This window comes from Agriterribacter sp. (assembly GCF_035497235.1).
Lineage (GTDB): Bacteria > Bacteroidota > Bacteroidia > Chitinophagales > Chitinophagaceae > Agriterribacter.
The window spans coordinates 1-13,806 of sequence record NZ_DATJEB010000022.1; the positions used below are offsets into that span (position 1 = coordinate 1).

The following is a 13,806-nucleotide window of genomic DNA, read 5'->3' on the forward strand; positions in this document are numbered from 1 at the left end:
GCTATTTTTTTTCAAAGCCATGTTAATTTATTTTCCGGGGGATGATCTATCCACATTCCGTGGATAAAAAGGATAGAAAAAGACTAAAAATAAGGCTAAAGAGGCTTAAAAACAGTACCTTTGCACTTATTTTTTAAAGCGCCCGGCAACAAGCATCAGAACCAGAAAATTATTATGGAAGATAACTTAGTTCCCTTAGAAACCAGCGACAATGACCGCATCATCCAGGTGAATATTGAAGAGCAAATGAAAACCGCCTACATTGATTACTCCATGAGTGTAATTGTAGGGAGAGCCCTGCCCGATGTGCGGGATGGATTAAAGCCGGTACACCGCCGCATTTTATATGCCATGAACGACCTTGGACTGAACTATAACCGCCCGTATAAAAAATCGGCGCGTGTGGTAGGGGAGGTGCTTGGTAAATACCACCCGCATGGCGATAGTTCGGTATATGATGCCATGGTGCGTATGGCGCAGGACTGGAGCATGCGGTATACCCTTGTTGACAAACAGGGAAACTTTGGTAACCAGGATGGCGATGGACCGGCGGCAATGCGGTATACGGAGGTAAGGCTGCAAAGATTAGCCGAGCATATGCTCGATGACATAGAAAAAGACACGGTAGATTTTCAATCGAACTTCGATGATTCGGAAAGAGAGCCTTCCATTCTTCCTACCCGTATTCCCCAGTTACTGGTAAACGGATCGAGTGGTATTGCCGTGGGTATGGCCACCAACATGATGCCCCATAACCTTACGGAAGTAATTGAAGGATGCATTGCTTATATTGACAATAAGGAAATTACTATTGAGGAGCTTATTAAATACGTAAAAGCGCCTGATTTTCCTACAGGTGGCATTATTTACGGCTATGAAGGCATTAAAACGGGTATGCATACCGGCAGGGGCAGGGTAGTGATGCGTGGCAAATTACATGTAGATACCAAACCCAGCGGAAGAGAGCAAATTATTATTACGGAAGTGCCTTACCAGGTAAGTCGTGATATACTTACCAATAAAATAGGAGAGCTGGTAAATGAAAAAATTATTGACGGAATAGCACATGTAAATAACGAGTCGAATGAAAAAGAAGGTACGCGGATAGTAATAGATCTGAAGCGGGATGCCATAGCCAATGTAGTTATTAACCATTTATATAAGCACACCGAACTGCAAACTTCCTATGGCATCAATAATGTGGCCATTGTAAGAGGCAGACCAAAATTACTTAACCTCAGGGATCTGATCAGCGAGTTCGTGGAATTCAGGCATGAAGTAGTGGTAAGGCGTGCCCAGTTTGAATTAAGGGAAGCGCAGAAGAAAGCACATTTATTGCTGGGATACCTGATTGCTTTAGATCACCTGGATGAAGTGATTTCGCTTATCCGCAGTTCAGCTACACCCGAAATAGCCAAAGAAAAGCTGGTAGGCGCTGGCTGGGGACTCGATGAAGTGCAGGCTAAAGCTATACTGGAACTTAGATTGCAACGGCTTACCGGCATGGAGCGGGAAAAGATAAAAGAAGAGTATGAGGAAATAATGAAACAGATTACTTATCTTAAAGAGTTGCTGGGGAATGAAGTAATGCGGTATGATCTTATAAAGAAAGAGCTCATTGAAATAAAAGATAAATTTGGCGACAGCCGTAAAACCGAAATTCAATATCTTGCCGATGAGATGCGGCTGGAAGACCTGATTGAAGAAGAAGATGTGGTGATAACCATTTCTCACCAGGGCTACATAAAAAGAACTTCGGCAACGGAATACAGGCAGCAAAACAGGGGTGGCAGAGGCGCTATAGGCGGACGTACCAAGCAGGAAGACTGGATTGAGCATTTATTTGTGGCGTCTACCCACCATACTATGCTCTATTTTACAGAAAAAGGAAGGTGCTTCTGGCTGAAAGTATACCAGTTGCCTGAAGGCGATAAAACCAGTAAAGGCAGGGCAATTCAAAACCTCATCCAGTTGCCCCCGGATGATAAAGTGCGTGCTATTATAGCCGTAAAGAATTTAGAAGATGAGGAATTTGTAAAGAGTCATTATATTGTACTTTGTACCCGAAAAGGTACAATTAAGAAAACGCTTTTACAAGATTTTAGCAGACCGCGTGCAACCGGGGTTAATGCAATAACCATCGTAGAAGGAGACCAGTTGCTGGAAGCAAAAATGACAGACGGTAATAGTGAAATAATGATGGCGGTGAAAAGCGGAAGAGCGATCCGTTTTCCTGAAAGCAAAGTACGTTCAACCGGCCGCGGAGCCATAGGTGTTACGGGTATTGAAGTGGATAATGAGCACGATGAAGTGGTTGGCATGATTTGTGTCAAAAAGGACGACAATTCCAGGACGGTACTGGTTGTTAGCGAAAAAGGATTTGGTAAGCGTACTGCCATTACCGATGAATCCGGAGAAGAAGTATACCGTATAACCAACCGCGGTGGTAAGGGTGTAAAAACAATTAACGTTACCGGCAAAACAGGGGCTTTGGTAGGCATATTGGATGTAACGGAAGAAGAAGATCTGATGATCACCTGCAGGTCTGGTGTTACTATCCGGATGGCGGTAAACCAGGTAAGCCAGCAGGGAAGAGCCACCCAGGGGGTAAAGCTGATAAGGCTTGATGACGATGATGCCATAGCAGCCATTACAAAACTGGCCCGCTACGAGGCAGAAAACAATGAAGATGCGGATGATGGGCAGGCAGAAGGAGACAGCGCTCCTGCACCGGAAGAAAATCCGGGTGAGGGTGTTTAATATCCAAATAATTATAAGTATTTAAACAAACAACACATATGAAGAAAATAATGCTCATCGCCCTCATGGCGGGGTGGACATTGGGTCTTTCGGCACAAAACCTTAACAAGGTGAAAGACATGCTAAAAGATAATGAACTGGATAAGGCCAAGCAGGGAATTGACGCTTTGCTAACCGTACCCAAAAACCAAAAAAATGTGGAAGTGTGGTACACCAAGGCAAAAATTTACGGTGCTATTGCAGCCAATGATCAGTTTAAAACATTGGTAGCCGATGGAAGAACAGAAGCTTTTGAAGCCATAAAAAAGGCTCAGGAAATAGACAAAACCAAAGCCACTACCTTATTAACAGTAGACAGCTATAAACCTGTTTACGATTTATATGGCAGCTATTTCGATGCAGCGGCCAGCCAGTACAATGCCGAGAAATATGAAGATGCACTGGCAAATTTCAAAAAAGCGGGTGAGATCGGCAGCTATATCTTTGACCAGGGTTGGGGCTTATATAAGCTGGACACTACTCAGGTCTATTATTCCGCCCTTGCTGCCATGAATGCTAAAAAAGACGATGAAGCCGTTGCCATGTTTCAGAAGCTGGCTGACGCCAAAGTGGCAACTAAACCCGAACATGTAACTACCTATCGCTACCTGGCAAAATACTATCTTGATAAAAAGGACATTCCCAATATGCAAAAATATGTGGCATTAGGGCGTGAATTATATCCTAAGGATGACTACCTGCCATTAGTAGAGTTTGATTACCTGCGCGGGCAGGGCGATAAGAAAGCCATTTATGCCAAATATGAAGAGCTTATTGCCGCCAACCCGGAAGGATTCGACCTGATCCTCGATTATGCCAATGAGTTATTTAATGAAACGCATGTAAGCGATGCAAAAGACAGACCCGCCGATTATGCAGAGCGTTGCCTGAAAATAGAAGGGCTGTACAAAAAGGCATTGGCAATTAAGCCGGATGCATTGGAAGCCAACCTCAACCTGGCCAAACATTATTTTAACCAGGCACTGTTTATTGAAGAAGATGCCAACAAAATAAAAGGGAAAACTCCTGACGACATAAAGAAAAAAGACGACCTGAAAGCGCAGGTACTGGCTTTATGCGATAAAGCTATTCCTCCTTTTGAAGTGGTGTTTAAGGAATATGATAATAAGGGAACACTGAAATTATCGGAGAAGTCTGAATTTAAATCGGCCTGTAACAACCTGGCTTACTGCTACGACAGGAAAGGAGATAAAGCGAAATCAGATTTCTACCAGAAGAAATACGATGAGGCTGATAACAAGTAAAAAAGTATCTTTTAAAAAATAATAAGTAAAAAAAGGGGAAGCGTGTCAGGCTTCCCTTTTTCAATTAATGCAACTCCGCTTCCTGAGAAGCTTTCACCCATCTTACTTTCAAATCGGGGACCTTTATATTTTTATCGTTATCAAATCGCCTTCAGGGTCGGTTACGGCAGGCAGCCATTATGCTTTTCCTTGTTTCGACCCTTCGGAAAAGTCTCTAAAACACGAAGAAAATAAAATCTAAAGGAGCTCCCGACCGCATGAGATGCTGTTCCCTAAAAAATAGTAGAGGTTGTCTCAGAAGGACCGGTATAGAAGATGTGCCACTAAGACTCTAAGGACACAAAGTTCAGTTCTGCATTTTCATACTTAACATAATATAAATTATAGGAAAATAAAGTTGATAATGAAAATTAAAGGATTACGTTAACACTAATTCGAGATATAAAATTTGTTAGAGATAAATTGAATAAGCTATATGAAGAACAGGTTGAAATAATGAGAAAAGATTTAAAAAAGTATTTATAATTATCTTTAATTTCTATTCCCTTAATAGTAGATGTATTCAAGCAGCCAAGAAATGATTGATATTTTACCTACGAAACACAAGGGTAGATGAAGTTTAAATTCCCCAAACCATTAGATGTAATTTTTTTATCAATGTTACTTAAACCTTCAACCCTTATTCTGCTTTGCTTGCATGTTTATAGTTATTCTTCAAATGCGCAGCAGGAAAAAAAGCCTCAGTTGGAAGTAACCGGCTCTATAGATTTTGCATTAAGTGAGGGATATCCACTTTGGGGAGTTGGAAGCCATGTAAAGCTCTTATTGCCAGTTGGTAAAAAAAAAATGCTTTAGTTGCCACGTTGGGCATTGACAGGCTATATGAGGATTTAGATTACGATGCATATAGCTATACTTTTGCGCTTACTTCTATTGGGTATAGAAAAAATATAAGATCGGCTTTTATTGAGCCCAAAGCAGGTTTTGGTATTGATATTGAAGGCCGCCACGAAAATTTTTGTGGCTTTATTGGTATAGAACCAGGCATTCAAAAACGAAAATTCAGCTTTTCAATTGATTACCGTTTTATTACCTCCGATGGTTTGGCTTACGGCGAACATTTCCACACATTCGCTATCAGGATTGGTTATAAAATTCCCGGAAATAAATAGCATAGAAACTACAACGATACAATTCAAAATGACATGCTATTAAACTTTTCTTCTACAATTATAGATTTCATATTACGTGGCGCATTATTGCCGAATAGAACACAGAACGTACAAGCGAGCGTGGCAACGGAAGCTTCATAGCAGCACTACAGCCTGTACCATAAAAACTTTTCCCTGTTGGCGGTCGTGTTCACACCTTAAAAGTGGTCATTATTTACATTCCATCCGACCAATATTTCACCGGTTAAAAATTTTGCTGCTTATGAACATGCAACCTCAAAGGCAACGGAAAACCTGCCGTGGCGGGTACGCCCGGATAATAATTTTCCTTCTACGCTACCTGGCGCAAATATTACACTTCCCCCAAAAAAACCAGCCTGTTTTTTATATACCATTTCCGGAAATGTTGTATCTTTTTATCTTAATTATCTGCCATGAAACTCCTCTCCTTTTTAGCCCTGGCTTTGCTGGCAGCAGCCGGTGCAACGAGGTTGTCAACCGTTTCTGCCGTACAGCCACCGGCAATAAATACGATCAATGCATTAAAGCTTGCCAACAGCATCAGTTGCAGTCCCGACCGGCAGGTTATGGAAAAATGGACGGAAGAGACTGATATTCCACCCATGCCGGGAGCGGGGATATACCAATGGAAGATCAATACCCCGCACGACAGCGCCCGGTTCTATTTTAACCAGGGCATAAATACTTATTATGGCTTTCACATTATTGAGTCGCTGGCATCCTTTAAAAAAGCAGCTACATTTGACAGCCTGAATCCAATGATCTGGTGGGCACAGGCGCTGGCCTATGGGCCCAACATCAATGATGTTAGTTATGCAGTGCTGCCCCAGGCGCTCGAAGCAGTAGATAAAGCCAATGCATTGCTGGCAAAAGCATCGCCTGTAGAACGGGGGCTAATCAAGGCCATTACTGCCCGGTATTCAAAAGATACCACGCAAACAAGAGAAAAGCTGAATGCGGATTATAAGCAGGCCATGCAAACATTATACACCCGGTACCCTGCCCATGCAGATATTGCCGCTTTATATGTAGATGCCATGATGATTGAACATCCCTGGGAGCTATGGAATATCAACGGCACCCCCAAACCCTGGACACCCGCCATACGCGCCGTGTTAGAAAAAACATTGATAAAAAGCCCGGAACACCCGGGGCTGAATCATTATTATATCCACGTAATGGAGCCTTCGCCTTACCCGGAAAAAGCCCTGGCCAGCGCCGACAGGCTGGGCCGGTTAACCCCCGGGCTGGCGCATATGGTGCATATGCCCTCGCATATTTACCTGCGTACCGGCTACTATGGCAAAGGATACCGGGTGAATGAAGAAGCAGTGGCACAATTCAACGGTTATCTTCAATTGTACCCGGCAGTGGCAGGAGGTGAGTTTTTATACCGGCTGCATAATGAGCATATGCTGATTAACTGTGCCATGCATGCCGGACGCAGGCAATATACCATTGATAAATCGCTTGCTTTTCAAAAAACGATTGAAGCCTTTTTATCGGAACCCGGTGCAATGGGCAATTACCTTGCCTATATCTACATGGTGCCCACCCTCACCATGATCAGGTTCGAAGACTGGAAGGGTTTGCTGGAAACCCCGGCAGTTGACTCATCGAAGGTATATGCAACGTTGTTATCACATTTCGGAAGAGGAATGGCTTTTGCGAATACGGGTAAGATCAGCGAGGCAGAAGCGGAATCGGGCATCGTACAAAAGCTGGTGAAAGACCCTGTGCTTTCCTTACCCTTTACTCCTTTCTCCCCTGCTATTGATGGTGCCGTGATTGCTGACAACATGCTGGCAGGAACGATTGCTTTGGCAAAGAAAAATTATACGGAGGCCATCTCCCATTTCCAGGTAGCTGTTGAAAGGGAAAACAATATGGTGTATAACGAGCCGAGAGACTGGCTGCTGAACCCGAAGTATTACCTGGCTGATGCATATTTCCGGGCAGGCAATTGGAAAGAAGCCGAAGCCATGTTCCGCAACGATCTGAAAGATAACAATGAAAATGTATGGTCGCTGAACGGGCTGCATAAAGCTTTACAACAGCAGGGCAAGAATGAAGCGGCGGCAAAGGTTGCTGCAAGGCTTAAAGTTGCTGCCAGAGACAGTGATGTGTTTTGAGGTGGTTTCTTCACAAACCAATGCCAATGTTGAGAAGATGTTTCACGCAGCGGGCGCAAAGGAGCAGCGATGCAAGGCAAAGAATTGAAAAGCCACAATAGCATCTTTACTTTTCTTTGTCTCTCCAATTTAATTAGCATATAGCAGATACGCCAACAGTAGTATTCCTATTGCTGAAGTCACAGTAGCACTAAAGCTCAATCGAAGCTCTTCCCGGAAACATGGGGGTAATATGTTTCCGGCGGTTTTTTTGCGTTACTTTTTTTTCCGCAAAAAAAGTAACAAAACAAATTTCACAATAGTTTTTAGAAAGCTTACAATCCGCGCGTAGCAATTACGTGGAATTGTTTATATTCCATTTCAATTCACAGGTTATATGACCCGTTTCTGGTATATTGCTTTCTTTACGGTTATATTGTATTTGCCGGCTCAGGCTCAGGATATCACGACAGAAGCCAATCGTTTTATTAAACTGCTCAATAACGGACAGAGAAGCAAAACCTTATTGCCATTTGACACTTCTGAACGGTACAACTTTCACTTCGTACCGCTTAATGATCGTAAAGGCATTTCAATGAATGAGCTCAATACGGCTCAACAACAGCAGGTATTTACCCTGTTGCGCACTTCACTAAATAATACTGCAGTAGAAAAGATAACGGCGGTTATGCAACTGGAGATACTGTTAAAAGAACTGGAGCAAAGATCCCGGGATGATCATTTCCGGGATGCCGGAAAATACTTTTTAACTATTTTCGGAACACCGTCTGATTCCGGTATATGGGGATGGCGTTTTGAAGGACATCATATCTCTTTTAATTTTTCTGCACACAAAAACTTACTCCTCTCGGGAACACCTTCATTCCTGGGATCCAATCCTGCGATAGTACAATCCGGACCTCAAAAGAATAAAGAAATTTTAAAAGAGGAAACAACTGCGGGTTTCGAACTTTTACATAGTCTTTCAGAAACTGAATTGAAAAAAGCCATCATAAGCACAACTGCACCGTCTGAAATAATAACAGGCGCTGCGCGAAAAGCAATGATTGAGCAAGCAGTGGGAGTACCTTATATGGAGCTGGGCACAAAAGCGCAACTATTATTTTTGCGGCTCCTGGAAGTTTACCTGGACCGCTATAAAAAGGAATTGTCTGACAAAATGCTGCAGGATATTAAAAATGCCGGTATGGAAAATCTCCGGTTTGCCTGGGCCGGGCATCAGCAAAGAGGAATAGGAAAACCCTGCTATTACCGCATTCACGGACCAACAATTATTATTGAATACGACAATACCCAGAATAATGGAAACCATATTCATACGGTGATCCGCGATCTCAAAAATGATTTTGGAGAAGATGCTTTATTGGAGCATTACAAGAATGGGCATCATAAAAATGAGAAGCGGTAAAATTTTAACCTCCTCTATTTTCAGGTATTGTTTCACGCCCGCCTGAACAGACGGGCAGGCAGAGGACGCAAAGGGGCAAAGTCCGCAAAGAAATGCGTTGCTGTGCCGCCCGCTATGAGCTAAATTAAAATCCCTGCTTAATACTATCATCATGCAGGGATTTTCTGGAAACGAACGATTTCCTGTTAAAGCTGGTTTGAATATAAACTGTTATTCTGCTTTAGCAACAGGCTGTTCTTCCTGCATTACTCTTTTCATCTGAAAAATAAATTTGCGCAGTTAAATGACTGCATATATATTTGCAGTCAAATAGCTGCATAATGGATTTACGAAGAGATGTATTTCAGGCCATAGCCGACCCTACCCGCCGGGCGATCATTACCCTGCTGGCGGTACACGCCATGACACCCGGCGCCATCGCGGAGCATTTTAACTCATCCCGGCAAACCATTTCCAAACACATACAGATACTCACCGAATGCGAACTGCTGAAACAGGAGCAAACCGGAAGGGAGATTTATTATCAGTTAAATCCCAAAAAGATGAAAACAATAGCCGACTTTATTGAACCCTTCCGCAACATGTGGGATGACCGGTTCAACAAGCTGGAAGCCGTGATGAAACAATATAAAACAAAAAAATAGCATCAAATGGAACGTAAAACAAAGGTCCACGCCGAAGACGGCAAACAGGACTTAACCATTACCAGGGAATTTGATCTGCCCGTGGCATTATTGTTCAGTGCCTATACAGAAGCCGGCATCGTTGAACAATGGATGGGCACCAAAGTGCTGAAGCTGGAAAACAAACAGCACGGCGGCTACTCCTTTGCAACCAGCGATCCGCAGGGAAACCTGTTGTTTAAGGCACATGGAGCCATTCATGATATTGTTCCGGATCAAAAGATCGTGCGCACATTTGAAATGGACAGTGCCGGTTTCGATGCCCAGCTTGAGTTCATAGATTTTGAGCCACTTACCCCCGGCACCAGCAGGCTCACCATGCATATTATTTACCGCTCCCCGGCACACAGGGAGCAACAGCTCAAACTTCCCTTTGCCTATGGTATTAATATGGCGCACAATCGGTTGCAGGAGATTGTAAGTGCATTAAAATAATCATTATTTATGTCAAAACAAAATCAACCTGCTGGCAAAGCCGGTAAAATTATCTATTGGGTTGCTACCATATGGCTTTCATTGGGAATGGTATCAACCGCAATCGTTCAATTGATCAGAATGAAAGAAGAAACTGACATGATGACCCGCCTGGGCTACCCGATGTATTTGTTAACCATACTGGGCATATGGAAAATATTGGGTGTAATAACCGTGCTGGCGCCGCGGCTTCCCTTGCTGAAAGAATGGGCCTATGCAGGTTTTTTCTTTACTATGTCGGGAGCGGTTATCTCGCACATAGCCGTAGGCGATAACGCCGCAGCACTGTTTGGTCCGGTATTGCTGATAGTACTAACGGTGGTGTCGTGGTATTTCCGGCCGGCGGGCAGGAGGTTGCCAGCGCTCAGCCGTTAGCTTTATTTTACACAATGACAAAAGCGGCACCGTGTTTATTGTTCCGATGATTGAATTTTTTTTAGATAAATGAATACAATGAATCCCAAAGCAGATTGGTACTTCGACAAAAATGAACAATGGCAGAAAGAGATCAGGCAGATGCGAGCCATTGCCCTCGGCTGCGGACTGGAAGAAACATTGAAATGGGGCTGTCCCTGCTACCAGTACAATAATGCCAACATTGTTTTAATACATGTGTTCAAAGAATACTGTGCCTTCCTGCTTTTTAAGGGGGTTTTGCTCCAGGATCCCAATGGCATTTTAATGCAGCAAACCAAAAATGTGCAATCGGCACGGCAGATCCGCTTTACAGATGTGAAAGAGCTCATTCAGCAAAAAAATATCCTGAAAGCCTATATGTATGAAGCTATTGAAGTAGAAAAAGCCGGGCTGAAAGTGAAGCTTAAGAAAACTTCCGGCTACAGCATACCCGAAGAGTTTCAAACCCGGCTCAACAAAAACTCTGCCCTTAAAAAAGCGTTTGAGGCACTAACACCGGGACGGCAACGGGCCTATCTTTTTTATTTTGGCCAGGCCAAACAATCCAAAACCCGGGAGGCGAGAGTAGAGAAATATATCCCGAAAATTTTGGATGGACTGGGTCTGGAAGATTAATGGGGAAGCTGACTATACCTGATATGACGCTCAAAGAAACATTGCTCAGCGCCAGGGTCTCATAGCTGCCCACGTAGCTTTTCATGAAGACCCCGGCGCGACTTAATAAACAAAAAAAGCGCTACCCAAAAGGATAACGCTAATATTAAGAATGAAAATATTTTAAGAAAGCGCTTTCCGCTTTTTCTCGTCTGTAGCATTGCCGGCCGGATTTTCATTCCTGAACACCACGGTATTATCAAACACATCCACCAGCACAGGTTTCGTTTTGTCTATATCGCCTGCCAGTATTCTTTTACTCAACTGGTTCACAATTTCTTTCTGTATCAGTCTTTTCAATGGCCTGGCGCCAAACTGCGGATCATAGCCGTTTTCGGCAAGAAAGTCGAGCGCATAACCGGTAAATTCTAATGTAATGCCGTTCTGCAACACCTGGCTTTTTAAATGATTGAGCTGTATATTAATAATGCCGCGTATTTCGCTCTTCATCAGCGGCTGAAACATAATAATATCGTCAATACGGTTTAAAAACTCCGGGCGAATGGTTTGCCGCAGTATATTCAATACTTCACGTTTGGTATTTTCCACCACTTCTTCCTTGTTGCTTTCGGTTACATTTTCAAAATTATCCTGTATCACCTGGCTGCCCATATTACTGGTCATAATGATGATGGTATTTTTAAAGTTCACCACACGCCCCTTATTGTCGGTTAAACGGCCGTCATCCAATACCTGCAGCAACACGTTAAATACATCGGGATGCGCTTTTTCTATTTCATCCAGCAGCACCACGCTATAGGGTTTGTGCCTAACGGCTTCGGTTAGCTGCCCGCCTTCATCATATCCCACGTACCCCGGAGGAGCGCCCACCAAACGGCTAACAGTATGCTTTTCCTGGTATTCGCTCATATCAATCCGCGTCATCATATTCTCATCATCAAAGAGGTACTCCGCCAGCGCTTTTGCCAGTTCCGTTTTACCTACACCGGTGGTACCCAAAAAAATAAACGAGCCAATAGGTTTTTTGGGATCATGCAAACCTGCGCGGCTGCGGCGAATGGCATCCGCTACAGCGGTTATCGCTTCCTCCTGCCCTATCACTCGCTTGTGTAATTCATCTTCAAGGTTCAGCAGTTTTTCCCTTTCACTTTGCAGCATTTTAGTTACGGGTATACCTGTGGCCTTGGCTACCGATTCCGCAATATCTTCCGCATCCACTTCTTCCTTCAATAACCTTTTTTCGGGAGCTAATTCATTCAACTCTACAGTAAACTGCTCTATCTTTTTTTCTTCTTCCTGTATTTTCCCATAGCGGATTTCCGCTACCCTTCCGTAATCGCCATTGCGCTCCGCTTTTTCGGCCTCTGTTTTTAATGCTTCAATACCGGCTTTGCCGGCCTGTATCTTTTCAACCAGCTCTTTTTCTTCCTGCCACTTGGCCTTCAGGGTATCCCTTTCCACGCTGTGCAGCGAAATCTCTTTTGCCAGCTCTTTCAGCTTTTCTTCATCTTTTTCCCTTTTAATGGCTTCCCTTTCAATTTCAAGTTGCCGGATCTGCCTTTCTAACTGGTCCAGTTCCTCCGGCATAGAATTCATTTCTAAGCGCAGCTTGGCAGCACTTTCATCAATGAGGTCAATAGCCTTATCGGGCAAAAAGCGGTCGGAAATATAACGGTTCGATAATTCTACCGCGGCAATAATAGCTTCATCCTTAATACGCACATGGTGATGGGTTTCATAACGGTCTTTAATACCCCGTAAAATAGAAACCGCGTCTTCTACACTGGGTTCACTAATCAGCACCCGCTGAAACCGCCTTTCTAAGGCCTTATCTTTTTCAAAATATTTCTGGTACTCATTTAATGTAGTGGCGCCTATAGCCCTTAATTCGCCTCTTGCCAGTGCAGGCTTTAAAATATTGGCCGCGTCCATTGCGCCTTCGCCCCCACCCGCGCCAACTAGCGTGTGAATTTCATCTATAAAAAGAATGATCTGCCCGTCACTTTTGGTAACTTCATTAATTACCCCTTTCAGCCTTTCCTCAAATTCCCCTTTATATTTAGCGCCAGCAATCAGTTGCCCCATATCCAAACCATAAATAATTTTACTTTTCAGGTTCTCAGGCACATCACCATTTACAATACGCATGGCCAAACCTTCTGCTATAGCGGTTTTGCCTACGCCTGGTTCTCCTACCAGCATGGGGTTGTTTTTGTTACGCCGCGAAAGGATATGTAAGGTTCTGCGAATTTCCTCATCACGGCCTATTACCGGGTCTAACTTGCCCTGTCTTGCCAGCTCGTTTAAATTTTTAGCGAACTTATTCAGTACATTAAACTGTGTTTCCTGCGTTTGGGAAGAAATGGTAGACCCTTTGCGCAAATCTTTAATAGCCGCTGTTAAACCCTTGTCGGTTAACCCCGCGTCTTTCAGCAGCTTGGCGCTGTTATCGTTACCCTGCAAAATAGCCAGCAGCAAGTGTTCTACGCTTACAAACTCATCATTAAATGGTTTCAGCAACGCGCCTGCCCGCAAAACCACATTATTAGCATCACGGCTAATAACCTGTGCGGGTTCGCCGCCCTGTACTTTGGGCAATTTATTAATGCTCTCGTCTAATTTGCTTTCCACAAAGCTTACGTTCACATTATTCTTTTTCAGCAAAAATTCAATAGGCGAATCGTCATCACTCAGCAGCGCTTTGAGCAAATGTTCTGTTTCAATATTAATATTGTTATTATTGAAAGCGACCTGCTGCGATTTGGCCATTGCTTCCTGTGCTTTAATGGTGAAATTATTTAAGTTCATATTTTAAGTTTT

At 43.5% G+C, this 13,806-nt stretch carries 11 protein-coding genes; 10 read left to right on the forward strand and 1 reads right to left on the reverse strand.

All coding sequences use genetic code 11. The annotated features are described in order from the left end of the window. The first annotated feature begins 120 nt into the window (after positions 1–120). From gyrA to VL121_RS06300, 10 genes are all read left to right on the forward strand, one after another. Positions 121–2,760, forward strand: a complete 2,640-nt coding sequence (gene gyrA, locus VL121_RS06255; RefSeq protein ID WP_325403292.1) for a DNA gyrase subunit A — start codon at positions 121–123, stop codon at positions 2,758–2,760. A 38-nt stretch (positions 2,761–2,798) separates the two neighbouring features. Next, positions 2,799–4,064: a tetratricopeptide repeat protein gene (locus VL121_RS06260; RefSeq protein ID WP_325403294.1), complete on the forward strand. Its 1,266-nt coding sequence runs from the start codon at positions 2,799–2,801 to the stop codon at positions 4,062–4,064. A gap of 612 nt (positions 4,065–4,676) precedes the next feature. Then, entirely contained in the window at positions 4,677–4,919 is a 243-nt protein-coding gene (locus VL121_RS06265; protein WP_325403296.1) for a hypothetical protein, read from the forward strand. An 8-nt stretch (positions 4,920–4,927) separates the two neighbouring features. After that, entirely contained in the window at positions 4,928–5,236 is a 309-nt protein-coding gene (locus tag VL121_RS06270) for a hypothetical protein (RefSeq protein WP_325403298.1), read from the forward strand. A 434-nt stretch (positions 5,237–5,670) separates the two neighbouring features. Next, positions 5,671–7,389, forward strand: a complete 1,719-nt coding sequence (locus VL121_RS06275) for a tetratricopeptide repeat protein (RefSeq protein WP_325403300.1) — start codon at positions 5,671–5,673, stop codon at positions 7,387–7,389. Positions 7,390–7,765: 376 nt separating this feature from the next. Beyond that, positions 7,766–8,797, forward strand: coding sequence for a DUF3500 domain-containing protein (locus VL121_RS06280; RefSeq protein ID WP_325403302.1), 1,032 nt, complete (start codon positions 7,766–7,768; stop codon positions 8,795–8,797). Between the two features lie 320 nt (positions 8,798–9,117). Then, positions 9,118–9,441, forward strand: a complete 324-nt coding sequence (locus VL121_RS06285; RefSeq protein ID WP_325403304.1) for an ArsR/SmtB family transcription factor — start codon at positions 9,118–9,120, stop codon at positions 9,439–9,441. 6 nt (positions 9,442–9,447) lie between these two features. After that, on the forward strand, positions 9,448–9,915 hold the full coding sequence (locus VL121_RS06290) for an SRPBCC family protein (RefSeq protein WP_325403306.1): 468 nt from the start codon (positions 9,448–9,450) through the stop codon (positions 9,913–9,915). Between the two features lie 9 nt (positions 9,916–9,924). Further along, positions 9,925–10,329, forward strand: a complete 405-nt coding sequence (locus tag VL121_RS06295; RefSeq protein ID WP_325403308.1) for a DoxX family protein — start codon at positions 9,925–9,927, stop codon at positions 10,327–10,329. 78 nt (positions 10,330–10,407) lie between these two features. Next, a complete protein-coding gene (locus tag VL121_RS06300; protein ID WP_325403310.1) occupies positions 10,408–10,986 on the forward strand; it encodes a YdeI/OmpD-associated family protein in 579 nt (192 codons plus the stop codon). A 162-nt stretch (positions 10,987–11,148) separates the two neighbouring features. On the opposite strand, the gene clpB is transcribed toward VL121_RS06300, so the two are convergent. Next, on the reverse strand, positions 11,149–13,794 hold the full coding sequence (gene clpB / locus VL121_RS06305) for an ATP-dependent chaperone ClpB (protein ID WP_325403312.1): 2,646 nt from the start codon (positions 13,792–13,794) through the stop codon (positions 11,149–11,151). Positions 13,795–13,806: the final 12 nt, after the last annotated feature.